Annotated in this window: 22 protein-coding genes; 17 read left to right on the top strand and 5 right to left on the bottom strand. The window is 59.3% G+C overall.

The features are described from left to right. Positions 1 to 15 precede the first annotated feature (15 nt). From LPA45_RS30355 to LPA45_RS30345, 3 genes are read right to left on the bottom strand one after another with little or no spacing between them, the layout of a single operon-like run. The gene (locus LPA45_RS30355) at positions 16 to 1257 is read right to left on the bottom strand and encodes a TrbI/VirB10 family protein (RefSeq protein WP_317920711.1); all 1242 of its coding nucleotides are present in this window, start codon (positions 1255 to 1257) and stop codon (positions 16 to 18) included. Between the two features lie 26 nt (positions 1258 to 1283). Then, positions 1284 to 2168 (bottom strand): TrbG/VirB9 family P-type conjugative transfer protein, encoded by an 885-nt coding sequence (locus LPA45_RS30350; protein ID WP_317920712.1) that lies wholly within the window; start codon positions 2166 to 2168, stop codon positions 1284 to 1286. 27 nt (positions 2169 to 2195) lie between these two features. After that, positions 2196 to 2903 (bottom strand): type IV secretion system protein, encoded by a 708-nt coding sequence (locus LPA45_RS30345; RefSeq protein ID WP_317920714.1) that lies wholly within the window; start codon positions 2901 to 2903, stop codon positions 2196 to 2198. Between the two features lie 384 nt (positions 2904 to 3287). Between LPA45_RS30345 and LPA45_RS30340 the strand changes: the two genes are divergently transcribed. From LPA45_RS30340 to LPA45_RS30270, 15 genes are all read left to right on the top strand, one after another. Further along, the gene (locus LPA45_RS30340; protein WP_317920730.1) at positions 3288 to 4337 is read left to right on the top strand and encodes an ATPase, T2SS/T4P/T4SS family; all 1050 of its coding nucleotides are present in this window, start codon (positions 3288 to 3290) and stop codon (positions 4335 to 4337) included. A gap of 17 nt (positions 4338 to 4354) precedes the next feature. Further along, on the top strand, positions 4355 to 4705 hold the full coding sequence (locus LPA45_RS30335; RefSeq protein ID WP_317920715.1) for a TrbC/VirB2 family protein: 351 nt from the start codon (positions 4355 to 4357) through the stop codon (positions 4703 to 4705). 6 nt (positions 4706 to 4711) lie between these two features. Next, a complete protein-coding gene (locus tag LPA45_RS30330; protein ID WP_317920716.1) occupies positions 4712 to 5041 on the top strand; it encodes a conjugal transfer protein in 330 nt (109 codons plus the stop codon). Then, positions 5035 to 7482 carry a conjugal transfer protein gene (locus tag LPA45_RS30325; protein WP_317920718.1) on the top strand — a complete coding sequence of 816 codons (2448 nt, stop codon included), beginning with the start codon at positions 5035 to 5037 and terminating at the stop codon, positions 7480 to 7482. The genes LPA45_RS30330 and LPA45_RS30325 overlap by 7 nt, the downstream gene beginning before the upstream one ends. 32 nt (positions 7483 to 7514) lie before the next feature. After that, on the top strand, positions 7515 to 8279 hold the full coding sequence (locus LPA45_RS30320) for a conjugal transfer protein TrbJ (protein ID WP_317920719.1): 765 nt from the start codon (positions 7515 to 7517) through the stop codon (positions 8277 to 8279). A 1-nt stretch (position 8280) separates the two neighbouring features. After that, positions 8281 to 9294, top strand: coding sequence for a type IV secretion system protein (locus tag LPA45_RS30315; protein WP_317920720.1), 1014 nt, complete (start codon positions 8281 to 8283; stop codon positions 9292 to 9294). A gap of 3 nt (positions 9295 to 9297) precedes the next feature. Beyond that, positions 9298 to 10569 (top strand): TraI domain-containing protein, encoded by a 1272-nt coding sequence (locus LPA45_RS30310; RefSeq protein WP_317920721.1) that lies wholly within the window; start codon positions 9298 to 9300, stop codon positions 10567 to 10569. A 4-nt stretch (positions 10570 to 10573) separates the two neighbouring features. Then, positions 10574 to 12430 (top strand): conjugative transfer system coupling protein TraD, encoded by a 1857-nt coding sequence (gene traD / locus LPA45_RS30305; RefSeq protein ID WP_317920723.1) that lies wholly within the window; start codon positions 10574 to 10576, stop codon positions 12428 to 12430. A 5-nt stretch (positions 12431 to 12435) separates the two neighbouring features. Then, a complete protein-coding gene (locus LPA45_RS30300) occupies positions 12436 to 12942 on the top strand; it encodes a hypothetical protein (protein ID WP_317920724.1) in 507 nt (168 codons plus the stop codon). Continuing rightward, positions 12914 to 13159, top strand: a complete 246-nt coding sequence (locus LPA45_RS30295; RefSeq protein ID WP_317920725.1) for a hypothetical protein — start codon at positions 12914 to 12916, stop codon at positions 13157 to 13159. The genes LPA45_RS30300 and LPA45_RS30295 overlap by 29 nt, the downstream gene beginning before the upstream one ends. A 1-nt stretch (position 13160) precedes the next feature. Further along, a complete protein-coding gene (locus LPA45_RS30290; RefSeq protein WP_317920726.1) occupies positions 13161 to 13778 on the top strand; it encodes a DUF4400 domain-containing protein in 618 nt (205 codons plus the stop codon). 78 nt (positions 13779 to 13856) lie between these two features. Continuing rightward, positions 13857 to 14711: an ATPase gene (locus LPA45_RS30285; protein WP_317920727.1), complete on the top strand. Its 855-nt coding sequence runs from the start codon at positions 13857 to 13859 to the stop codon at positions 14709 to 14711. Positions 14712 to 14769: 58 nt separating this feature from the next. Further along, positions 14770 to 14940: a hypothetical protein gene (locus LPA45_RS30280; protein ID WP_317920728.1), complete on the top strand. Its 171-nt coding sequence runs from the start codon at positions 14770 to 14772 to the stop codon at positions 14938 to 14940. Next, complete coding sequence (locus LPA45_RS30275) at positions 14930 to 16636, top strand: ATP-dependent helicase (protein WP_317920729.1); 1707 nt, start codon at positions 14930 to 14932, stop codon at positions 16634 to 16636. The genes LPA45_RS30280 and LPA45_RS30275 overlap by 11 nt, the downstream gene beginning before the upstream one ends. Positions 16637 to 17068: 432 nt before the next feature. Next, complete coding sequence (locus tag LPA45_RS30270) at positions 17069 to 18349, top strand: helix-turn-helix transcriptional regulator (RefSeq protein WP_367395308.1); 1281 nt, start codon at positions 17069 to 17071, stop codon at positions 18347 to 18349. A gap of 682 nt (positions 18350 to 19031) precedes the next feature. Here the strand turns inward: LPA45_RS30270 and LPA45_RS30265 are convergent. Then, positions 19032 to 20399: a replication initiation protein gene (locus LPA45_RS30265; protein ID WP_317924307.1), complete on the bottom strand. Its 1368-nt coding sequence runs from the start codon at positions 20397 to 20399 to the stop codon at positions 19032 to 19034. A 1337-nt stretch (positions 20400 to 21736) separates the two neighbouring features. On the opposite strand from LPA45_RS30265, the gene LPA45_RS30260 reads away from it, so the two are divergent. Both LPA45_RS30260 and LPA45_RS30255 read left to right on the top strand, forming a co-directional pair. Further along, positions 21737 to 22933: a ParA family protein gene (locus LPA45_RS30260; protein WP_133095114.1), complete on the top strand. Its 1197-nt coding sequence runs from the start codon at positions 21737 to 21739 to the stop codon at positions 22931 to 22933. After that, entirely contained in the window at positions 22934 to 23920 is a 987-nt protein-coding gene (locus tag LPA45_RS30255) for a ParB/RepB/Spo0J family partition protein (protein ID WP_317924305.1), read from the top strand. 267 nt (positions 23921 to 24187) lie between these two features. Here LPA45_RS30255 and LPA45_RS30250 read toward each other — a convergent pair whose 3' ends face one another. Then, positions 24188 to 25159, bottom strand: a complete 972-nt coding sequence (locus LPA45_RS30250; RefSeq protein WP_317924304.1) for a transposase — start codon at positions 25157 to 25159, stop codon at positions 24188 to 24190. Between the last annotated feature and the right edge of the window lie 56 nt (positions 25160 to 25215).

The raw sequence follows: 25215 nt of genomic DNA, 5'->3' as shown, positions 1-25215 counted from the left end.
AGCTGACTAATCCGGTTAGTCACGGTAGGGCTCCAGCACAATGTCGTGCTTGACCTGCACCAGCATCTTCTGGCCGGGCTTGGTGGTGATCGTCGGGCGGATATTCTGGTTACGGTTCAGGATTGTCTGCGCCGTCTGGGCCGCGATTTGCCCTGCCGTGTTGCCATAGCTGACCAAGCCGCCGGGGCCTGCAACGGTCGCGGTAGTCGTGTCGTTGAATTTCTGCTCCAGCACGCCGATGACGAGCGCGCCCCAAAAGATCTTTAGGAAGTGGTTGTTGACGTCGCCACTGATACCTGCGTAACCGTTCGGGTCGGCTCCACCCATGCCCAGCAAGGGCACCCACTTTCCATTCGGCAGCTGCATGCGTACGAACGCTGCGAGGATTCGCTCCTGTCCGATTGCAATGTCGCTGCTGTAGGTACCCACCAGCGTCGAACCGGCCGGTATCGCCTTGCAGTTTCCGGATACCGAGTCATACACGTCGTTGGTCACTGTCGCGCGAAACTCACCCGGCTTGTCCGAGTTGAGGCCACCCACAAAGGTTGCTGGAATGACGAAGCCCTGGCTGACCGTGCACGGCGCGAGCTTGCCGGCGAACCCAGTGCGGGTAAATGTTCCAGCCGCCGCGCCTCGCAGGAATTGCCTGTCACTCGACTGGGACCCCGAATCGATCGCTCCAGCACCTGCGCCGACTCCGGGGATGCCGGGCCCGTAAGCGGCGCCACCGTCCATGCCCGCCACAGCGGCTTGCTGCTGCGCTCGCATCTGCGCTGGATCGGTCACGCCACTAAAGTCAGGCTGTCGTCGCCCCGAATCGCGCCGCATGGCCTTGCCGTCCGACTTGTAGATCGGCGAAGTCATGACGGTATCCATGTCGTTCGCCTTAGCCAGCTCGCCAGGCGGTGGCGTCGTAGACTGCTGCACGAAATCCTTTGCAGTCATGACCGGTGCCTTGCCGCTCGGCTCCACCTTCGATCCTTCTGACTGCTGCTGTGCGGCCAGCTTGCGAGCATCTTCCTGCTGCTGTCGGATGAGCTGGTCCAGGCCACCGTTGTCCGGATTGTTGGTGCGCTCCTGCAGTTTCTTAGCCTTCTTCTCTTCAGCTTCTTTGGCGAGGTTTGACTCCATGCCACTCTGGTAGAAGAAACCAAGGGTACCCACCACGACCGCCGCCACCACGCCAAGGGTCATGACGATATTGCGCGGCACTTTTCCAGTGGTGAGGCGCTCTTGCGCGTCGGAAACGTCAGTCACGGGCTGCTGCTTCACGGTATCCTCGCTCAGAACAGGCCCAGGAACCGGCGCCGGCCACGCTGCACCGTCACTTCGGTGTCGCCGGAGCGCAGGGCCACGGCATCTGCCATGCGCTGCAACACGAGGAAGTCGCCGCGTCGAATGAAATTCGCCACCACATAGTCGCTACCGTCCTTGACCAGCGGCACCGGCCAGTCGGCCGACTTCGGCATGCGCATCCAGATTGCCTTGCCGTCGTCGAACACGGTCTCGGGCTTGAAGCTCGCACTACCCGAAACTTCGTAATCGAAGTTCAGCTTGTCTGGCGACACCGCTACCGCATCTGACGTGGCGACACTGGCTTCACTCACGTCCCTCGACTGATCGGCGCGCCCCTTCACTTTGGCACTGAAGGGCTGCTGGACCCGGAAGCGAACCTTCTGATAGAAAATGCCGCCCAGAGGCGAAGACACCAGCGTGAATTCGTAGCTGCGTTTGTTGGTGTTCACCGAGAGCGTGTTGACCAGGGCCGGTGCGGTTGGCTTCACGTAGAGGTGATTCGCACCATCGGTCTCGAAGACCCAACGGATATTGTCGCCCCAAGCCGGCTCGCCAATGATCTGCTCGTCGGCGGCGAATTCGATCGTCGTGACCTTGAGTGGCGCAGTCAGTACGCGGAAGATCTGATCCGCGTTGTAGGGAAACACCACCAGGCGCGAGTCGCCCGGCAAAGCCACGGGCTCTATCCCTCCATTAAACGGGTTCATCGGGTTCATCGCGTCGGACATATCGCCAATGCCGAGCGTCGGCAACGGCGGCGGTGCCTTGCGCGAGGGCTTGTCGGCCGAGAAGCCCGGGCCTGCTGACAGGATCAGGCAAAGGGCCGTTGCAAGACCAATAACAGAGAGTTTGGGACGCAGGGATCGGAACATGGCTTAGGTGGCAACTCAGTCGTCGACTCAGGCGGCAGACTTCTGGATACTGAAGAACACGGGATAGATGCCGAATGGATTCGACGTCAGAGCCGCGTCGCTTTTCGGAGGGTCAATCTGATAACGGAAGGTCATTGCGTAGCGCTGCCTTCGCGGCTTCGAGCCTTCGTCACGGGTGGACGTGACGAATTCCACCGCCACCGTGTTATCCGGCAGCAAAGCAATGTTGGTGATCTGGACCTCGCGCACAAGCGAAGGGCTTTGCGCAATGGCACGAAACGGCGCGTCTTCAGACAGCCAGTCCTCGAACTGCTTGCGTGCCGCGCCCACCATCTGTTTCTTCACGCCATTGATGTTCTGAAAGATGCGGGAATTCTCGATCTCCGGGGTGAGCACCGGCTCGATCGTGAACATGCGCGTGACAACGTCGCGGAAGGCGACCTGGATCTCCAAGGCTTTGGGCTGGTAGGCGTCCAACTCGCGCGCCACCGGCTTGCCGCTCGCATCCGCCGAGACCCCAACCACGCGCACTACCGGCTCTGGCGGCTGTCGCGTTATGACAGCCGCAACGGCAACCAGTGCGGCGACGAGCGTCGCCAGCTTCCAGTGATTGCGCTCGACAACCACGCGAGCGGTCCGGTCAAACAAAAATTGCGTGACGTCCTCGCCGGCGTACATGCCAGGCGCGGGAGACAGGACCTTCTTCGATTCGTTGCGGCGGGAGAACAGTGGCATGAGGCACCTGTGTGGATGCCGCCTATTGAACCAGCGAATCGATACTCAACGAGTCACGAAAGGTATGCGATTTTCGACAGCTTTCAAAATTTCTTTGATCGGGATTTAGTTGCCACTGCAGGGCGATAACAACTTGCCAAATCCCTTTCTCCTGAGCGCGCCTCGCTGCGTCCTCAGCCCCCCTCTCCGAGCACATGAGTTCACCCTATTTGCTATAAGCGAGCGAAATCGTATGCGTTATGGCCAGTAGGGTGGACTCATGTGCTCGCCGCTCTTTCTGGGGCGGGCGGCTTGAAAAGTGCCCTCCGCGATTTCGCTGAAAGCTCTCGAAAATCGCATACCTTTCGACCGCACACGCAGACGCTGAACGAGAACAATAGCGGCATGTCTGCACCTGCCGCTCCCTCCCCCCTGCAATTCGACCAGCTCGAAGCGAGCGCGGTCGCCATGTTCTTCGAGGCTCTGGGCCCGATCAAGCCCTACGTCGAAGCGCCGGACGTTGCCGAGGTCATGATCAACCACGCTGATAGCGTCTGGATTGAGCGCCACGGCGAGTTGCTCCAACTCGATATCCGTCTAGATCCCGCCATGCTCGAAGGTGCAGTGCGAGCGCTCGCCGCCTCGGTGCAGAAGTCCGCGGTGCGCGGTACCGACCAAGGCATCATCAACGCCGGCTACAAGGGAATGCGGATTGCCGCCGTCATGCAGCCCACCGCGATAGACGGCAACGCGCTCAGTATCCGTCGCCACCGCGAGAAGAACCTGTCCCTGACCGACTACGTGGAGATGGGCGCGTTCTCAGCGCGGGTGGCCCGCAGCGCCGCCGATGACAAGGTGATCTTTGACGGACCGGTGGAGGATGAATCGCTCAAGGCTGCGCTCACCCAACTCGTCGTGCAGCGCAAGAACATCCTCGTCGCAGGCGGCACCTCCTCGGGCAAAACGACGCTACTGAATGCGCTGGTGGCCGAAATTCCTGACAGTGAGCGCGTTCTTTCCATTGAGGACACGATGGAACTGAAGCTGGCCGTGCCAAACAAGGTACGCCTGCTGTCCAACGCGGACACTCGCGTGACCACCCAGCAACTTGTCGCGCTGTCTCTCCGCTTTCGTCCCGATCGCATTCTCGTTGGCGAGGTGCGCGCCGGCGAGGCCTTCGACTTGCTGCAAGCGCTCAACACCGGCCATGACGGCGGCATGGCCTCCCTGCACGCCAACAACGCCCGCTCGGCCCTTTCTCGGCTGGAGAGCCTGGCGATGCTTGGCATTCCCGCCGGCTCTCGCTGGGAGCTGGACGACATGCGCAAGCTCATCGCCGAATGCTTCCACTATGTCCTTCATTTGCGCCGCACCGGCGAGATGCGGCACGTATCGGAAATCCTGGAGATTCAAGGCTTCAAAAACTACGACTACGTCGTCAATCGCGTTTTCTAACCGGAGTTCAACCACCCATGTTTCGATCCAATCCGCAACCGGAAATGCCTCTCAGCCGCGCCGGTACTCGTAGCCAATACGCTGCCCTGCTGTTGGGAGCTGCGATGCTTCTCAGTGCGCAAAACGCCCTAGCCGCCGACATCGGGATATTCAGCGGCCTGACCAACATGATCTGCTCGATCCAGGCACTGGTCAGCGGCCCCATCATCTTCGTGATCGGCGTGGTGGTCATCATCCTGGGCGCGATCGGCATTGCCAATTCGGAATCGACCATCGTGAAGATCGTCATGACCGCCATCGTTGGCATCGGTTTGGCGGCCGCTGCCATCCCGATCGCCAAGAACATGGGCCTCACCCAATACTGCTGAACGACCATGCGCCAGCACGCCGTCAGCCGCTCGCTCTCCCTACCCCGCATGCTCGGTGGCGCGGTGCGCGGGCTCGCCATTGCCAACGGTACGATCACCGCCTTGCTCTGCTACGCCACCTATACGGGCGGCATTTGGACAGTGGCCGGCCTTTTCCTGCTCGGCCTGTGCATCCACTTCTTCCTTCGCTGGCTCACCACCAGCGACCCGTGGTGGAACCTGGTGTTGAACGTCTACAACCATTACGGCGATGTGTACGAGCCGACACCGTGGCACGGCAAGTTCAGCCCGCGCTTTCGTCGCCCCTACGGATTCGATAGCGATCTGCCATGCTGAAGCGTCGCCCTATGCAAGAAATCGCACCGTGGATGACGCTTGTCACCCCGGATCTGGTGCTAAACAAGGACGGCTCGCTGCTGGCGACCTACGAATTCGACGGTATCGACGCGGACAGCCCCAATACGCACGACGTGTCCTCGGCGCGCGACCAACTCGATCAGGCCTGCCGCAGCTTCGACAGCCGCGTTACCGCATGGTGGCGTTTGCGCCATCGACGCACCCGTGAGTACATCGGCGGCACATTCCCAGCCGCGTCCGACGCCCGACTTGATGCGCTCAACCGGGAGAACATGGCCAGCGGAAAGTACTTCCAAAATTCGCATTCGCTTGCCCTTGCGTACACGCCAGAGAACGGCATCGACAAAGTGTTCGAGCGCATGGCGTACCACATGACGGTCGGGGCCAAAAACTTCGGCGTAGCGGCTTTCGAGACCGCGAAGGACGTGCTCCTTGCCCGCAATGCCTTTGCCTTCGACCTGCAACGCACCGAGGCCGACGCCAAGCGCTTCGAGTTAATGCTCGATGCCTTCGCGGGCGGTGCGACGAGGGTGGGTCTGTCGCGTCTGTCGATGCAGGACAGCCTCGCGGCCCTGCACCAGACGGCCAACCCGACCGTGCCAGCGCGCCGCGTGCGCTTCCCGGTAACACTCCTGGATACCCACCTCACTGAATCGGAGGTGACCAGCGGCTCGGACAAGCTGCTGTTCGAATCAGCACACGGCAAACGCTATGCCGCCATCGTGGCTGTCAAGGAATGGATGGGATTTCAGGAAGCAGCGCTGGACGTGCTCACGCAGCTTGATGTCGAGCTGGACATTTGCATTCTCTATCGTTTTCTCGATACCCATAAGGCCGCCACCTACATCGAGAAGATTCGCCGCTTCTACAAGATGGCGAGCTTTAACCTTTGGTCGATCGTCAAGCAGATGGCTGCGAAGGAAGAAAGTGAGAATGACGAGGGCCGCCAGCAACTAGCCGCCGAGGCAGGCGACGCGCTGCGCCGCCTTACCGCCGAAGGCCAGCAACACGGCTTCGTCAATATCTCGGTGATCGTCTATGGCGACACAGAGGCGGAGTGCGAAGATTCCGTGAGTGAGGTCGTGGGAGCCATCACCAACGCGGGGTTCGGTCCGATCCGCGAGAAGTCCAACCTCCTGCCCGCCTGGAACAGCACCCTGCCCGGCCGTTGGGACAAGCAGCGCCGCCTACAGTTTGTGGAGACGCCTGCCGTCTCCGACATTGCACCATTGCGCTCGGTGAGGCCCGGCCCGACCCGAAACAACTGGCTCACCAATCTGTCTGGAGTTGAGACGCCACCGCTCACCTGCCTGCCGACGCGCCATCGCACCGCGCAACGGGTGGACTTGCACCAGCCCGGCGGCAACGGCCACCTGCTAGTGCTCGGCCCGATCGGCGCTGGCAAGTCTGTCATGCTCAATTTCCTCGTCACCCAAGCAGGCCGCCAGGGAGCGCGGCGCATCCGCTTCGACAAGGATCGCTCGACCCGGATCCCGACGCTGCTAGCCGGCGGGAAGTTCGTCGACGTAACCGGCCGATTCCAAGGCGCCACGCAGACCAATCCGCTTTCCTTGCTAGGCAATCCGGAAAATCACGCCTACATCACTGACTGGCTGGTGCTCGCCATCGAGGACGAAAATTATCACGTCACGCCGCAGCAGCGCACCGACCTGTATCAGGCCGTGCAGATCCTGTCGCGCTTCCCCCGCGAGCGCTGGACTCTGTCTAATCTCTGTACGCAGTTGCACGCTACGCTGCGCGAGCGCCTGCAGGTCTGGGTGCGGGGCGGGCAGTATGGGCACTTCTTCGATCATGTCGAGGACGCCTTTGAAGTCAGTGACGACCTGTCAATCGAGATGGGCGACCTGTTCAGCAACTTCCCTCGGGCAGCAGCCCTCTTCATGGACTATGCGTTCTATCGCATCAGCCAGTCCATGGGGGGCACTCGCTACACGATCATCGAGGTGGAGGAGGCAGGCTTCTTCTTCACCAACCCGCGCTTCTACGCTCGGCTGGAAACCTGGGTTGTGACGATCCGGAAACTCAATGGCGCGATCTGGATGGCGACCCAATCGCTACAGCAGATTGCGCGCGTGGCCGACTTCGAGATCCTCAAGGACAACATCGCCAACATCCTCTACCTGCCCAACAGCCAGGCCATCACCAGCCGAGAGCTGTATTGCGACGTCTTTGGCCTCACCGTCGACCAGGTGAAGCTCATTGCTGAGGCGGTGCCGAACCGGGACTACTACTGGACCACCAAGACCCAAAGCCGGATGCTCCAAACCGCATTCAGCAAGGAAATGGTCGCCATGCTGCGCTCGGACGGCTATGCGCAGGAAGTACTCGACCGCCACTACGCTTCCGGCCATTCCAACTGGCAGGAGCGGTATGTGCGCGAAGTGCTGGCGCGTGCCTAGTGAACCCCCTCTCCCCTGATAGGACTCGACTCATGAAAAAAGCTATCGCCTGCGCACTGGCATCGGCAACCCTCCTGGCATCGACGCTCTCCTACGCCGGCGGCATGCCGGTATTCGACGCGGCCAACTTCGTCAAGAACACAATGACTGCCGCACAGGCACTCAAGACTGAGATCTACGAGAACACCAACATCGTCTATCAGAACAAGATGATGCTCAACCAGCTTCAACAGGCGGTAGGCCTTGATGGAGTATCGATGGCCACCCAGGCCATGGGCATCAGAGACGATATCAGCAAGCACCAACGCTACGGGCAAACGCTGACGGCACTGTATGGCAGTCTCACAGATAACGCCGACTTTCTCTCAAGCGTGCAGGGACTGGTAACAGCTTCCGGCAAGTCGCCAGACCAGTGGTTTCGCGACCAACGCTCTCTGCTCGACACTGGCGACAAAACCGCGAAGCGCCTGTTCACCCTCGGCCAGGATGTAACCAAGAGCAACCAGAAGCTCGCGCAGCGCCGGCTCGATCTGCAGTCGGACTTGAACATGAATCAGACCGCGCAGGCTACGGCCCAACTCACGAACCAGATGCTGGACCTGTTGGCCGGGCAGAACGCCGACCTGCTGCAGCTCATCGGTGCGAAGACGCAGTCCGATGCGGTGAAAGACCAGCGCGAGAACGCTGACACGGCAGAGAAGACTGCTGCCTCCGAACAGCTCGCCAGGCAGCAAGCGGAGGAACTTCAGCAGCTGCGTCGACAGGTATTCAATCGCGGCACGCTGGTGGGAAAGTGACATGATCCGCTCAACGATCACGAGCTTTGTACTCTGCGCCGCCTTGGCGATGGTCTCGCTCTTCACTGAGACAGCCTTTGCGCAAGAGAGCGTTGAGTCGCAAGGTGGTTCCACCGTTACGATGCCGGCGCCGGGGTCCATCGGCGAGGGGTTGGTGTCAACCGTCAGAGAGATCATCGCCTTGCGAGACGGACTTCTGGACGGTGGCGTCAGTCTTAGCCAACGCACTGCTTCGGAAGCCGGCAAGTTCGCATGGGCTCTCGCCGTGCTGACTCTCGTGATCGGTGGCATCCGCTTTATGGCTCATCGCAACCCTGTGGGTGCGTGGGTGGAGTTCATCGAGACACTGACTTCCCTCGGCATCTTCGTCGCGATCTATCTTGGCTACAGCAGTTTCGGACCCTCAATTGTCAAATGGTTCGATGACTTGGGTCGTTCGATAAGCGGCGGCAACTACGCGGCCGGCGAGATCCTGGCATACACGGCCGCCCAGTTCATGGATTCCTTCTTCGTCGCATTCAAGGCGGCCAAGTGGTACGACACACTGTCTGTCGTCTTTTCATCGCTCGGCTTACTCGCGGCCTTTGTGTTCACGTGTCTGGCCTCGATGGTATATGCCTTTTACGTGATCGTCGGCCAACTTCAGGCTGCGGTCGGCTTGGCCGTCGGCCTGATCGCCGTATCCCTTGGCTTCTCGGAGTTCACTCGGAAGTACTTCTGGGCATGGTTCGATTTCATGGTCACTGCTTCGATGTATATCGTCGTCGCCGCTATCCTCGCGAACCTGGTGGCTACGGCGACTGCGGAGACGATCCAGCATCTTTCGAAGATTGGCACTAGCACTGCCGCAGCAGGGTGGAAGGCCGCGTCCTTGTCTTTTTTCATCCTCTTGATCTCGCTGGAGATTCCAAAGCTAGCTGCCTCACTGTTTGGCACTGGTGGCGGCATCTCGGGCGGCGCCGGCTCGGTTGTAAAGGGCGCGTGGAAACTCGGCAGCAAACTGGCAGGGAAGTAATCGATGAACCAACACATTCCCCAGACCGCCGAGGCGCTACTGGCGTCCCACGATCAGCGAATTGCCCTGATCCGCCAGTACGCCAATGAGGCCAATCCGAGCGACTTCGATGCGAAGTGGCTTTCGGTGCTGCGCGCTTGCGCCAACTGGTTCTCGACCATGCCGCTGCAACCAGCGCAGCATTCTGAGCCCGGCGGTGCCTTCCGGGCAACGGTCGAGGTCGCATACTTCGCCATGCGACTGTCAGGGGGGCAGAAGTTCGCCGCCGACCAACCATCGGAGCGACGCCGCCGGCTGGAGCCTCAATATCTGTACGCGCTGTTTCTCGCGGCGTGCTGTTCGTGGCTTGACGAGCCCTGCCGGCACTTCCATTTCGTGCGAGAGGATACTGGCGAGCAGTGGATGCCGGCTGCGCACGGCGCGTTTCACGGCTGGCTCAATGACAATCCATACCGTGTGATTCGGTTGGAGGCCGCCCTGCCCGTAGAGCGCATGCGTAGCGCACTGCTGGCCCGATCGATCCTCGGCGCCGACTCATTGTCGTGGCTGGAAGGTCCGGTGTTGTCGGAATTATTCGGCGCTATCAACCCGGCTCCGATGCCGACTGGCTTCGAAGCCCAGTTGCACAAAATCGTGCGACAGGCTGTTGCCGCCACCCGCGAATACGAGCAAAAGGCGAGGCGTGCCGTCTTCGCTCCTGACCCAACCACCCCACCGTCGGCCGAGCAGCTCGCAGCGGTGCCCACACCCGGGGATCAGACGGCAAGCACAAAGACCGTCGCAACTACCCAGGCTCCAGAGCCAGTTGCTCCGACTCCAAGCGCGGCAGCAGGCGCTGCAGCACTGTTCCAGTCTCCCGCGCCAGCTCTCGCAGCGCCGCGCCAGCCCGTTCCGCCAGCACACGCCATTGAATCACCTACGGCAACGCCTGCCTCGAGCGCGGCTACACCGCTTGCCATCGACGCCGCGGCGATTGGCAGGAATCGCCGCGATACACCGGATCCATTTGCCGCGCTGCTAGGCGGCTCGCGCATGATGAGCGAGTTCTTCCGCGCGCTCGCCCAAGACGTGACGGCCGGCAAGGTAAAGGTTGCATGGGCGGAAAAGGGGTTGGTGCTTCCCAAGAAGATGATCGGCCACTACGGCATCGCGAGCGACACGCTGATCGACAACCTGCGCAAGCTGTCGCTGCTGTACGGCGTCCAAGGACCAGACCTGGTCCTTGCAGAGCGCATCGGCACATTGATCATGCCTCGACCCAACACCCCGGCCTGATCCCATGGTTCGCTATATCAATCACTTCCGCCCCATGTACGAGGCGCGCGCCGCCGTAGGCTGGGCATCAGGCCTGGTGCTGATCCCGGCCTCCGGCATGCCACATTCTGGCTACTTTTCCGCCCTCTGCGTCGCCATGCTGCTGTTGCGAGGATCGCAGGTATGGCGTGCGCTTGCCTTCCGTATGGCGATCTCCACCAAATGGCTCGCCAAGATCCACATAGGGCAGTTGCTCAAGGAAAGTGCGGAGCTGCGCAAGCGCGACGATGCCATGTACCTGGGAACGGGCTTCGAATGGACGCAAAAGCATTGCCAAATCGCGCACGACATTCTGCGGATGCCATCATCGGAGATACCGGGCCTGCCCCGCTGGCTGCCCAAGAAGATCGCCGACGCCGTCGAGGCCCAGTTTGGCCCCGCCCAGAGCGTCCGCGACCGCACGCCGCAGGGGCAGTCCTGGATTCACGGTATGGAGCCGAAGAAGGTCTGCGTCCCGCTGCACTACAAGGCGCTCGGGGGCCATACCGCGGTCGGTGGCACCACCGGCGCGGGGAAAACTCGCACCTACGAGGTCATCGCCACTCAGGTGATTCACAACGCCGAAGACGTTTTGCTTATTCTGGATCCCAAGAACGACCGCGAGCTCCGAGATCGTGTCAAAAAGGAGTGCGAACGTACGGGTCGGAAGTTTTTGTACTGGAAGCAAGCCGCACCGTCCGAGTCGGTACGCCTGAATCCCTTGGAGAATTGGTCTCAACCGTCCGAGATCCCCAGCCGGATTGCGCAGTTGATGGAAGAAGGCCCGTTCCGCGACTTCGCCTTCCTCTTCATCGACCGCGCAGTCAAGGGGGAGCTTTACGTCGGCGACAAGCCCAACCTGCGCTCGATCCTCAACTACGCCCAGTCCGGCATTAACAGCTTGCTGGAGCGCTGCCTCAAGCGCTTCTTCCCGGAGGCCGGCCTGGCCGACTGGGATGACGAGGTCAACGGCTTCATGCAGAAGCTTGGCCAGAAGAGCGGTGCGACGGTGCTCGACGGTATGGTGCAGCTCTACCTACAGCGCTTTGCTAACGTAGGGCGCGGCCACGAATCGATCGACGGCCTGGTTTCGACTTTCACGCACGACCGCGAGCATTACATGCGCATCATCGCGTCGGCGCTGCCGCTGCTGCAGATGCTGGCGACTGGCGAGACCGGACTGATGCTCGCGCCTAAGGCCGACGACTTCGAGGACGACCGGGAAATCTGGGATATCGACAAGATCATCAAACAGAAGGCCGTGCTATGTGTGGGGCTGGATTCCCTATCCAACAGCATCGTCGCCAAAGCCATCGCCTCGATGATCCTGTCCGATATCGCGTCCGTGGCGGGCACCATCTACAACTTCTACGACAAGCCGCCCGGCGTGGTGCTCATCATTGATGAGGTGGCCGAGGCCATCAACGAACAGGTGATCCAGATCCTCAACAAGGGACGGGGCGCGGGCTTCAAAGCGTTCGTCGCGTTCCAGAGCCGGTCGGATTTGGAAGCCAAACTCGGTAACGCAGCAAAAATGCTGCAAGTCTTGGCGAATTTGAACAACCAGATCATCTTACGATTGGAGGACACCGACACGGCGCAGTGGTTCTCCGACAAGGTGGGCGAAACCGGCATCACCAATATCGTTCAGTCCAGCACCACAAGCACGGGCAGTGAGGCCCACGTGGGCGAGTTCAGTGGGTCAGTGTCCCGTTCCCGGCAGCTGGAAAAGGTCCCCCTGATTCCAGTCCGGCTGATTACCCAGTTGCCCAACCTTCAGTACTTCCTACGAGTCTCCGGTGGCGCCGTCTACCAGGGTCGCATTCCCATCATCGAAGGATAAGTCTCATGACCAGCCTGTTTCGCCAGATCGTCAAGGAGCACAAGCTCTCGGCCAAGCTGTCGCCAGTCTTCATCTGCTTCCCCGAGCTCGACGACGTCTGCACGCGACTTGTGGACTTCATCGGCCTCAATTTCACTCTGCGCGACGAACCGCTTGTGAAGGAAATGTTGGTGGATGCCCTGGCCGGCTTCAAAGTCGAGCGCAAAGACGGCCAAGCCAACGTCGCCTTCATGCGTGGCCTATTCGCACGCTCGCATGAGCTGTATGCCAAGCGTTACGCCGCGTTCAAGGGCGAGAAGTACATCGTCTGGGCGCCCTTCCTGGAACCGATTCCGCTATTCGAAGCCCGCCAGGCGCCTGGCTATGTGTGCCGCATGGTCGATGAGCCCTGCCCCGAGCCGATCACACCGCGGAGCGCCGCGTTCCAGCTCGCCGCCCGCGTCCTCAGGGGCCCTACTTTCCGCCGGTATTTCGAGGAATACGATGCAACTAGCCAGCTCGCTCATTGCTAAGGTCGCGCGCATCGCGCCCGAGGAGGTCTCCGAGATGCGCTCATGGATACGCGCCAACGATGCCGACGCGGTGGTACCGGCTCAGTTCGCGCAGGGCCGTCAGGCTCTTGCAATGGCATTGATGAAGCTCGAACACGACCGGCCAGCCCAATTCTGGGGTGGCCTGCTCGCGTTCATCATCATCCCGTGTCTCGCTCTCCATTCTCTGCTCCGCTGACATGCCGAACAGTCGCTTCGTTTCACACCTGCGCCTGTGGCTGATCGTTACGCCCGTATTGCTGGCGACGCTGGCGCCCATGCTTCCAGATGACAGGCACTTTGAGATCGACACTGCAGAGGTTTCCTCGGTCCATGCACTGTTTGGAGAGGACCGTTCCGACGCGCTCACTCACCGCGCCAACGAGCGATTCCGTGTCTGGTTTGTCGACTCTGGCGCAATCCGCCGCTCCTATGGCGGTTCTGCCAAGCAGTCGCTCATCAGCGATGGCGGCACGGCAGACATTGCCTCGGCATGGCTGCGGCACCTATGGATGGAGCTATACCGCGCCATCTACCGGGCAACGGTCGTCGGAAACTGGGCCTGGGGCGCTCTTCTCTTCGGAGCTGCAATGCTCAACGACGGCGCGGTACAGCGGCGGATTCGGGCCTCGGCGGCCGGGGTTGCAAGCCCGTTGGGCTTCCACCTTGCCGCGCACGGGTTGCTGATTGCGTTCGGCTTCTGCGCTTCGGCCCTGCTGTTGCCGATGTCGCTTCCGGCCGGCGTCTGGACTATTGCCGCCGCCTGCGTCGGCGCATTGGCTTGGCGCCTGGCCGCCTCGTTCCATGTGAACCGGTAGCCGTAATACCACTCACCATAACTTCAAGCATTCAACGCGGATGACCCACCCTTGGGAATCCATTCAGGAGAAGACCGCATGACCACCACCACCGACACCACCGCCGTTGCTACCAGCCTGGAGGAGGACGCCGCCCTCACCGTCGAGACCGCCACGTTGGCCGTCGCGTCTTCCGGCGTGACCGATGGTGCCGACGATGGCTCGCTTGAGCGCGAACTGCAGGAGATGGACGCAGCGGCGGAAACGCTGCGCAAGGAAGGCTTGATCTCGTCGACGGAGGCCGAAGAGAAGAAGGCGGAGGTCGCCAACACCCGCAAGCGCTTCCGCGAACTCAAGCCGGAAGATCGCGCCGCCATCATCCGCCGACGCCGCGACATCGGCGTCCAGATCCTCACGCGCCAGCTGGCCGGCGCTGCGGTGGTTCCCGTCGCCATTAAGCTCAACCACACCCGCCTGCGCCCCTTGTTCGAACAATGGTGGCCGTTCATGAACCGCATGAGCATCAACCTGCAGCGTTTTGGCGGGGCCACGTACAGCAAGGCCGAGCTGGCGACCGTCGAAGCGTACTTCGAGAGCGCCCTGTCCCGCCTGGAGGACTACGTCAACGAGCAACTGCGCGTGGCCGAGGCGCTGCGCTCCCAGCGTGAAGCCGAGATGCGCGCGAAGAACGACATTGTGTTTGAGCCGTCGGTCACGCTGCCGTCGTTGAATCTGACTGTCGAAGCCTACTCGCGCTTCTCGATGCGCGTACTGAGCGTATTGGCCAAGTTCGACCGAGTGATGGATCAGTTCGATTTCATGGTGTGGAACGGTATTCGCGACCAGACCGATATCAATGATGAGGTGGCTCGTTTTCTGCGCACCTTCCACCCGCTCGGTTTGCGCAGCTACATGACCCACCTGAAGCTTATGACCACTGTTCGGGGCATCTGAACCTGAGTGCCGCCGCTGGCCGGCGGCCCCCTCGCAATCCCAACCGGCTGACCATCCTATGAGCCTGAAGAACGCCACTGTGGAATTCCAAACCGACATCGATTCGTTCGGCGAAGGCATCGTGATCGCGCATGACGAGAGCGACGGCAGCATCGTGATCCGTGACGCGGACGGGATCCACTGGCGCGGCGTCGAGGATCATATCGTGGTACTCAACCATGCTCGATGAACTGAATCCAGCCCAGCGCGAAGTGGTGGAGCTGCGCCGGCATTGCGTTGCTGTGGCCTGCCCGGGAGCCGGCAAGACGAAGACCATTGCCACGAAGGCCGCGATGCTCCTGTCAGAGCCCAACGCGACCGTTGGCGCCGTCACCTTCAGCAAGGATGCGGCCGTCGAATTGCGCGACCGTATTGCGACACTGGCTGGCGGTAACGCCAAGAAGCGGCTTATGGCGGGAACATTCCATTCGCTCGCCTACAAGCAGCTCAGCAGCGGTGTCGAGGGACGACGCGATATTGCAACCGATGGAGATCGCATCGGGTTGCTTGCGCAGGCGCTTTCTGACACCGGCTTGGACTGGAAGGTAGAGGACGCTATCACCGCCATCGAGACCATCAAGACAAACTTTGGCCAAGTCCAGGCGGGGACAACCGAGGGGGTCCTGTACCGCGCCTATCAGGATTCGCTGGAGCGTAATGGGAAGATCGATTTTCAGGACATGCTGCGCCTGGCGGTCGAAGGCATCCAGCGCGGCACGATCGCGCCTTACCCCCTCACCTATCTGCTCGTTGACGAGTTTCAGGACACCGATCCGCTGCAGTACCAGTGGATCGCGCTCCATGCTCAGGCGGGTTCGATTATTACGGTCGTAGGCGACGACGATCAGAGCATCTACGGCTTCCGGTCGGCCCTCGGCTTCCGCGGCATGGAATCCTTCATTCGGCAGTTTGACGCGCAACCTGTGGTGCTGGGCAACAACTATCGCTGCCATGCTGAGATTCTTGGCGCCGCCGACAAGATCATCCGCCACAACCGCGACCGGATTCCGAAAGTCCTCGTCGCTCACAAAGGCCCAGGCGGCGAAGTAGCTTTCCAACGGTTCCCGGACGAGTACGCCGAGGCAGTCGCCGCAATGGAACACCTCGCGCCTGCGCTCTCCCAAAGCCAGTCTGCGGCGATATTGGCCCGTACGAATCGCATCCTTGATCCGGTCGAGGCAGTCTGTCGCTCCCACGGCATCAAATACTACCGGGCATCGGGAAAATCTATTCTCAGCCGCCCTGAGGGTGCCCTAATGTGCAACCTTCTGGAACTCGTCCAGAAGACCAGGAAGACCGGGATCGACGCATTGCTCTCGTTCGTGGGTGTCGGAACGCATGAACTGCGACTACTCCACAACAGTGGCAAGACCACCGGCGAGCAGCATCAGAGGAAGGACCTGGTCGAATTGGGTCTCTCCGAGAATTCGGCCGACAAGTATCGGGAGCTAATGAAGCGTTTGGGTGAATGGCGCGCGCTCTGCGACCGGCAGTTCTACTCGTTAGTTTTGGAGGGCGTGCACGAGTGGATGATGCAGCATGCAGGTGCTGATCAGGCCCGGCGCGCCATCACGACGACGTATGACGTGCTGTCGCGGTTGAACGGTCCCTTCTCCGATCGCTTGGAATTCCTGCGGCGAGACAACAACAAGCCGGCACCTGATGCGCTGGTGCTGACCACGATGCACAGCTCGAAAGGTCTCGAATGGGACCGTGTCTGGATTATCAGGGCGGAGGAAACGGTCGTCCCCGACGAGAAGAGCACCGAGGCTGAGGAGCGTCGCCTCTTCTATGTAGCAGTGACTCGTGCCCGGCAGGATCTACGGGTATCCATGACCAAAAAGAACCCGACTTCCAGGTTCATCCTTGAAGCCGAGCTTGGGTGACTTGGTGCGTGTCCTCCCGCTGAGTAGCGACTGATCGACGAGATGGGCAATTGCAGCCGCCGTGTCGAAAACAAGAAGGTACTGCACGCTGCCCCGCATTACGCCGCCGGCGAATGTTGGCGCACGGCGAATAGAACCCCCTAATCGAGTCGACGATGCCTGTGGTGCCCTGCAGGCGCCCAATATTGTTCGCGCGGACCCTTCTGGAGCTAGCGTGACCTATCGCATTTTCAAGGAGTTGTCGTTGAGCCCGTAGGCACAGCCCGAACAAAAAAGCCTGGAGCTTCGGGCGCTCCAGGCTTTTTATCCGCATAGGCAAAACGGGAGCAGGCTTTGAAACCCTCTTGACCCGACCTCTAAGACAGTTCGAGTCTGCGAAGCCTCTCCCTTCGCTGTCAATGCTCCCTCCACAAATTTGCGCGTTGATCGAAGATGATTATTGGCTTCGAAGGGCTTCCTATTGCCCAAAAAACAACAGCATGCGGCGGTGCGTTGCATGCTCCAACCTCGATTGTCAGTGATGGCCGGCAACCCAAGCCAGCCAGGTACGATGCAGGGCGTCTGCCGGAGCGGATCCTCAGGGCGATCGCATTGGCTTACGAGTCAGATGGGCTCCGGGGCTTGCACATCACGAGTCGCCAAGTTCTGGCCACGCTCATCCGCTTTGCGCTGAACCAAGAACATCCTAACGCGCTAGCCTTCATCAAGAAGTCAACGATTGCGCAGCATCTTGCGATTAGCGAGGCCACTGTCTATCGAGCGCTCGGCGCACTCGAGGATGCCGGGCTTATAGAGCGTGAACGGCAGCAGCGCACCAGGGCGCAACTCGAGGTCGTTGGCCGGATCCGGTTCACTGCAAAGTTGCTCCATTGCATTGAGGTTACTGTCGTGCAACTTGGGGCGGCTCAACGTCGGACCGGTCACAATGAGCCCCAGTCCGTTGCTACATCTCTCGCACAGGTGAGTGGCGTAAACAACTACCAGCAGTCTTCTACGAAGAAACATCCCATGCGGGGAGCCTTTGTGCAGATTGCCGATCGGACAGTGCCCATTGATCTGGCGCCTCTCGTGCGCGATCAAGAGCTGAAGACGTCCGCCCTCTTCTTGCTGATGCGCCTTGCAAGGAAAGCTGGCCACCGACTGTCGGATGTCGTCTCGGCGTCCGGCCATTCTCTCAAGCCGCTCCGAGGGCGAGAACTGTTCGCCTATCTCAAGTCACTCCTCGGAAAGCCCATTGACTATGGGCATGTGGTCCGGACTCGAAAGGTCCAAGAAGATGAGGGGCACGCAGCCGAAGCTCGCGCCGAGCAGGACCGGCAGGAAGTTATCCAACTCGTTGAGCGGTACCGCGGAAAACGGGTGGCAGCGCCCGACGGGCGCATCTATGAGGTCGACTCAGCCTCAATCGTAATCACCGAGGCCAGTGGCCGCCGCAGTTCATTAGGGCATGGGCAGGCACGCGAGTGGCTTATCGAGATGGACAAAGCAGCGCTTGGGCTCGAGGGTGCCCTCGTCGAGCCCCCGTCAGCGACAAGGTCATCGCCAGCAGTGGCACAAGCAGCTATTGGGCAACTTCGCAGCATCCTTGATGGCAGACCTGCATCGAACATGATCGGTGTCCTCTCGGAGTCGGAGTATGAGTCGTCTGCGTGCAACCAGCACGGCGTCCGGGCCCGGAGTATTGGGCCCTACTTCCGGTACGCTTGCCGCTGAAGGTGGTGTGGGCCGGGAGCAAGGTGAGACTAGACTTCGCACATCAGACCAGCTACCGCTTGGCGGAGTCCGCCGGCGTTCGGCTGCAGGCATTTGAGGCGCTGCACGCTAAGGTGTTGAGCGCTCGGCTGCCCATAGCCAAGCAGGACCGAGCTTTGCTGATAGCTCACGATTCAGGCCAGGGCCAAGGCGGGTCCGAACAGCAAGATACTGGCAAGCGCCTGGGGCAAGACATTGGTGTTCGCCCAATATAAGGCACAGCGAAGCAACAAGCTCGTCGTCACGGTGCGGCCGCAATACAGTTCGCAGGAGCGTAGCCATTGCTGCGGCCACACGCGCCCGGACAACCGGCCTAAAGGCCGTAGCTTCTCTGCCAAGGCGGCGGCTGCCGAACCAACGCCGACCATAACGCGGGCCGGGTCATCCTGGATCGCAGTGTTGCGCTGGTGCTGTCGGGGGAATTCACGGCCGTGGGCCGGAAGAAGACGATGCGGAGATGCGGATGCGAACCAAGGTACCAGCGGGACGCTTCGAACCGGGGGCCAAACAGGCTCCCACGCAGGCGAGATATCGGTAAGACGCCGGGCGGTCAGCCGCACGGCGCAGAAGTCGGTGAACCCGGAAACCCCCGCTATAAGCCGAAGGCTTTAGTGGCGCGCGGGTTCATGTGACGCTGGCGTGCTCAGATCAGACTTGCTGAGGCCGCTGCACCTACTCGCTTGGCGGCCTTCGCCGCCTTGTGCACGCGACTCGCCACGAAGCCTCCAAACGTGCTTCGAACACTAGGATCATCGATGTGCTCATGCATGTTCAGGAGCGTCACGTTAAGTCTTCGCGCGAGAAGCTTGGCAGCCTGAGACTGACAAAATTCGGACATCATGTCCGATTGCTGCTCAGCGGACAGCTTTTTATATGCTTCCCAACCGAAATCAGCTTCTCGTTGGTCGCGCTCCGCGCCCGCGGCCTTCACACGGGCCTCGCGCTCAGCCATCTCTTGGTCAGCAGCCTTACGTGTTGAGTCTGCAATGGCCGACTGATGGTGAATCTGCCTGTCGAGTTCACCAAGCAAGTAGCCCTCGCGAAGGGCCTTCATGAAATAGCCACCCGCGCGCACCTTCACCTTGCCAACTTTCACGTTGTGCCGGGTGTACTCCATGGCCTGGTGGATTCGCTCGTCGTTGTACAGGTCGCGGTTGGTAATGATTTCGTTGAATTCGGACTGGTTGAGTGCGAACTCCTTACGCAAGGTCTCATAGACGTTGCGAAGTACGATGAATGCGGTCTTTTGCTCGTTGGGCTGCTCGGTAGCGTTCAATCGGAATCGAACTTGTCCGATCTTCTTTGAACCTGGCACATTAAGTGTGAGCATCTCAATGTGGAGTCCGGTCACTTGGCGAATTTCCGAGATAGCTACCTCAAGAACTTTACTTCGGAAGTGCTTGAAAAGATCGTAGGTTTTCTTCTCGCACTCCAACCAAGCACGTAAGGCTTGAACTTCGAACCAAGGCGTGATGCCTTCAACCATGAATTGTTGTAGGCGGTCGTACAGGACCTTAGAGTGAACCGACTTGAATACGTAGCGCAGGCTTAGAAAATGCGATGATTTCGGGTTCTTGATGGCGCGCTGTAGCCGATCAGGAAGCTCGAAGATGAACTCACCTTTTTCGATGAATGCTGGACCCATTAGAGGCACTGCCCCCCAGCGATCTTTGGAAGGGTCCTCGACGTCGATTTCGTTTAACTCGATAGCCGCTTTCTGGGCTTCGCGAATTAGCTTGCTGAGGTGACGTCGGTTGTTGCTCGTTGTGGCCAGCAACCACTTGAACAATCCGAGATCGACCCGGTATTCGCGCCGGACTTCTTGGTCTTCAGCGACAAGGAAGTAGGCAACATCGATGAGGCGTCGGCCTGCCAGACTAAGGTCGATGATTTTGACGAAGGCATTGCTGCGACGGAAGCCCAAATCCTTGGGTGCTTCCGTGACACTCTGGCCGCGAGGAGCGAAGTCCTCGAACAATGCCAAGGCTAATTGTTGCGATGCGCTGTCCATACCACTCCCCTCCTTCGGGCAGGAGGTTGCAGGGGAAAGGTCGAAAAGTCAAAACATTTCTTGTGACTTTGCCTTCCTGTAGTCTTCATAGTGACGGTGGGGCCGAGTTTGGTCAGCAAGAGAAATTCGGGACAATTCTGGTGACGTTAGCTGGATCAAGTTGCCTGGTCCGGGTGGGAGGAGGTTGTTTGGCGTGCGGTGCGTTGTGGTCTGTCTATATGTACGTGTGGTTGGTAGTTTGTTGTTTTTATATACAGAACACTACTTACAAGAGACAACAGGCCTCTCCATAAAATCAATGACTTAGTTTGGAAAGGTCACCTTTTCGGTTCCAAAGGTCGCCGATTTTGTCGGGCAAGGTTACTGGATGTGGTCAAAAGGACACCAGATTTGGCCGGGCCTCTTGAGTCGTTCGACCCTCGGCTCTGATAAGGTCACCGAAATTGTCCTTAAGGTCACAAGAATTGTCCGATTCGGGGCTAAGCCAAGCCCAGCAAGGATGTGCGAGCGGTTTGCCCGACTCACGGTCACAGGAATTGTATTTCTGCGGGTAAGGGCTTGATACGGAACCGGCAAGGGAACAAGGTCACCAAGATTGTCCGTCATTGCAGCATTAAGAGGCCGTTGAGACAGTTGGCAGGGTCAATATGCGGGCAACAAGTCATTAGTTGTTTGTCCGGTTACTGAAGTGGGGGACCAAGGTCACAAGATTTGTACGAGCTGGGCCCTTAGCTGTCTGACAAGGTCACCAGAATTGTGCAAACGCCCCACAGGTTGCTGGCGGTTGGAACGTTGCGCCGCAGTCACCTAGGGAGTTGTCAATAAAGTGGCAGCGCTTTTCGCCGGCTGTTGATGATAAGTTGTCTATAGGACACTTTTGTCACTGATCTTCATCAGTTGCTCAAAGGGCGAGTAGTGCCGGCATGAATGTGGTGACCTTTACCGCACGACGATGCGTACAATTTTGGTGACTTTGCCCCGGTGGATACTCTGGAAAGAGAACTCTGCTGCGGGCCCGACACTAATCTGCAGAACCACAAAACAGTGAATTCGTACAATTGATGGTGACTTTGCCTATTACCCACGGATTCACCGGCCGTGGTAATCCGTTTGGCGCCGCCGCGCACCGGTCATTATGGGGGACCGGCTGAGGTCAACATTTTTCTCCAACGCGAAGTACCCTCTGAATCGGCCTGGCCACATCAGATACAGCGAACGGCGCACATAGAGTCCCTCCAGGCGTCACTTTTTTGCCAAAAGTGCTCACAAATACGTGAAGTTTCTCCGGTGGTCGCGTATTCTACGTTTCATCGTGAATTTCACATGGAACGTTGAATATGGTGGTGAAGAGCGAATTAACCGAGATTGACCGGACTGTCACGATTGGTTCAATGAGTGACTTTTCGAAGAAGCTTCAAAAACTTACTGAGGAACTTCGCGAACATATCCTGGCACCTCGTCCTCGGAAAAGTCCGCCAACGTTCACCTCCACCCAGGTGGCCGAAATGTGCGGCATCGACCGTGCGCGGCTTCACTATCTGGCAACGAAAGAGGGGAGCACCCTTCCTGCGGGTGAGCTTCATGGGCGCGTACGCCAATTTACGCTTGGTGAGACTCGGAAGTGGGTTCAACAAGCTTCACAGGTGAAGCCGTCCCCGCTACTAAGAAAAGGGGAAGCGGATGGTCGCGTACTGATTTCTGCCAATTTCAAGGGCGGTAGCTGCAAGACGACTTCGAGTATGTGCCTGGCGCAGGGGTTGAGTTTGCGCGGCAGGAAGGTGCTGCTGGTTGACTTGGACCCTCAGGCATCGCTGACCGAATTGTGCGGCCTGTATGCCGAGAAGATGATTGTCGAGGAAAGCACCGTTCTTCCGTACATCTACAGCCCAGAAGACTTTACGCTAGAGAGCGTCATTCAGGAGACGTATTGGGACGGGGTTGATGTCATCCCTGCGCATCCATCTTTGTTCTCCGCCGAGTTTCATATCCCGGCGATGGCAAGCAAGTCGGCGAATTATCGCTTTTGGACGCTGCTACGTAAGGGCTTGGAGCCACTTCGAAAAAAATACGACTATATCGTGTTGGATTCGGCACCTTCGCTATCCTACCTGACGATCAACGGCCTGATGGCTGCGGACGCCATGGTGATGCCTTTGGTGCCGGAAAGTCTCGACTTCATTAGCTCGGTATCGTTCTGGAGTCTGTTCTCCGATATGGCGGACAGCTTCAAGAACATCGAGGGAAACAAAACCTACGACTTTGTGAGCATCCTGCTTTCAAAGGTGGACTATGGCGTAGCGTCTTCGGCTCCGATAGTTCGCTCCTGGGTACAGCGCGCCTACGGCGATTGGATGAGCCCAATTGAAGTGCCGGCGAGCTCCGTAATGAGTAACGGAGCTCTCGCACTTGCGACGGTTTTCGACATTAGTAAGTTCGAGGGCAGCAACAAGACATTCCAGCGTGTGCGGATTCCGTTCGACGAATATTGCCGTTGGGTGGATGAGTTTTACGCCGGAAAGTGGGAGGACGCTTAAATGAATATGCGCAAGCGCATGCTGGAGCAAACCGCAAATTTGACTCCTGCTACTGAAATCAAAGTGGAAATTGCCCCCCAAGTTGCAGACCGTCCGAAGACTGCACCAGGGATGATGGCGGCCCTGAGTGCGGCACAGCTGCGGATTCAAGAATTGGAGTCCCAGGGGGCTGCAAGCACCGTTCCTGTCGAGCAGATTCGACCGAATCCCTGGCAGCCGCGGATAAAATTTGACGAGAGCAGGCTCACTGAGCTTGCGGAGAGCATTAAGGAAGTGGGCCTAATGCAGCCCATTCTCGTTCGACGAGTCACGCGGAACAACGGGGAATCCTATTTCGAGCTGGTTGCCGGCGAACGCCGTTGGCGCGCTCACCAGGTGCTGGGTCTGCAAGAAATCAAGGCGCTCATCACGGAGGCGTCAGATGCAGACATGGCCGTCCTCGCTTTGGCGGAGAATATCAGCCGAGAAGACCTCACCGACTACGAAATTGGCAAGGCCATGCGCCGTGTCGAGAAGGAATTTCCAGACAGGAAGCGGATGGCTGAATCTATGGGGATGAGCCGGAGCACACTCTATCGGTATTTTGCCTTCGACAATCTACCCGAATTCATCCGTGTAGATCTGGAGAAGAACCCTTCGCTTTTCAGCGGTACTGCGGCAAGTGACACCTACGCCGTACTCAAGAAGCATGGCGAGCCAGCTTTGGCGGTGGCTCGCGAGGTGTGGAAGCAACTTGTAAACGGCAGCCTTGAGCAGTCGAAGTTCGCCAAGCTGCTGGAGGCTTCGCTACTCCGTCGCGAAGCGACGCCCGTAACTTCTCAGCGTGACATTCACAAGGTCTATGCCGGTAAGACTCAGGCCGGCAGTATAACGAAGGACTCCGTGAGCTTTACCGTAAAGCTCAAGAGTGCTGTCCTGACCGCCGCTCAAGAGGAGCGGATACGGACGGTTATAAACGAGCTTTTTGACGAAGGACCGCAACGCTAGCAGTTGTCGTTTCCAGACTATTCGAACCCCTCATTGAGGGGTTTTTTTGTGTTCCGAGTCGGAACACGAGTCTCGTTCTTATACAGACGCGGTTTGAATTCCGCGCGGCCCTGTCAAAAGCGGAGTTTGTCGGCGCGAACGGTGCAAGTGAATCCGTCGACAACCCGTGCCATCGTGTTCCGAGTCGGAACACGACGTCTCGAACATCTCCCCTCCCTCGACCTTAGGCCGCCGCCTTTCGGCGAAAAAGAAGGGATCCCCACGGCGCTACGCGGTGAACTGCGCAGTCACTTCGGCGGGTTCCTGCTTCGCAGAGCGGCCCAGGTGCACCGGCTCTCCACAGGCTGCAACGCGGTGTCCCCGCGCCAGAACATTGATCGCGCCGACCACGTCGGCGTTTTCCTCGAAACCGCATTCGATGCAGGCGAACCGAGCTTGGGTAACCCTGTTGTCCGCGCTCACGCAACCGCATGCCGGACACGTCCGACTGGTGTTCTCGGGCGGCACTGCGACAAGCCAGCCGCCGTTCCACGCCAGCTTGTATTCCAACTGGCGGCGGAATTCGAACCAGCCCTGATCGAGAATGGCTTTGTTCAGGCTGGACTTGGCCCGAACGTTCTTACCCGACTTCTCGGTGCTCCCCGCTGCCGGCCTAGACATGTTGCTCACCTGTAAGTCCTCGATAAACACCATCGCGTGATCTTTGCTTATCGTGGTCGTGGCTTTGTGCAGGTAGTGGCGACGGGCGTTCCCGATGCGGGCGTGAATGCGCTGGATTCCGGCTTTCGCCTTCTTCCAGTTGCTGCTGAATTTCTGTTTACGGCTCATGGACCGCTGCGCTCGACGCAGCCTGGCCTCGTGCCGCATGAAATTATTGAGCGGGGCAAAGTAGCCGTCCCGTCGCTGAATGTGGCGAAGCGGGCCACGCCGATCGATGCCGAAGGCGCTGGTGGTCTGAGGCACGGGCTGCTCGACCTCTCGCTGAGTCTGAATCGAGACGAACCACTTGCCAGCGCTCATGGATAATGTGGCGTTGTGCACCTCGTCCATCACATTACGGCCGTTGCGGTAGCGCAGCCATCCAAGCTTTCGGCAGGAAGATACGACTGTTCGCCTGATCCAGCTTGATTTGCTTTGAGTCCGAGTAGCGGAAGCTGTCGCCTTGCCCCTTTTTTCTTGATCGCGGCGATGTGGCCCGCTTGGCGAAGGGCCGCCAACAAGAGACCCCCAGATGTTCAAAGCTTCCGAGTAAGTCCGCTGGAAGGCATCGTGTTCCGACTCGGAACACGATGCTC

The sequence above is a fragment of the Cupriavidus sp. Agwp_2 genome, from assembly GCF_040784895.1.
Taxonomy (GTDB): Bacteria; Pseudomonadota; Gammaproteobacteria; order Burkholderiales; family Burkholderiaceae; genus Cupriavidus.
Note: the sequence above shows the minus strand (reverse complement) of the source record. Positions and strands in the feature narration are given on the sequence as shown.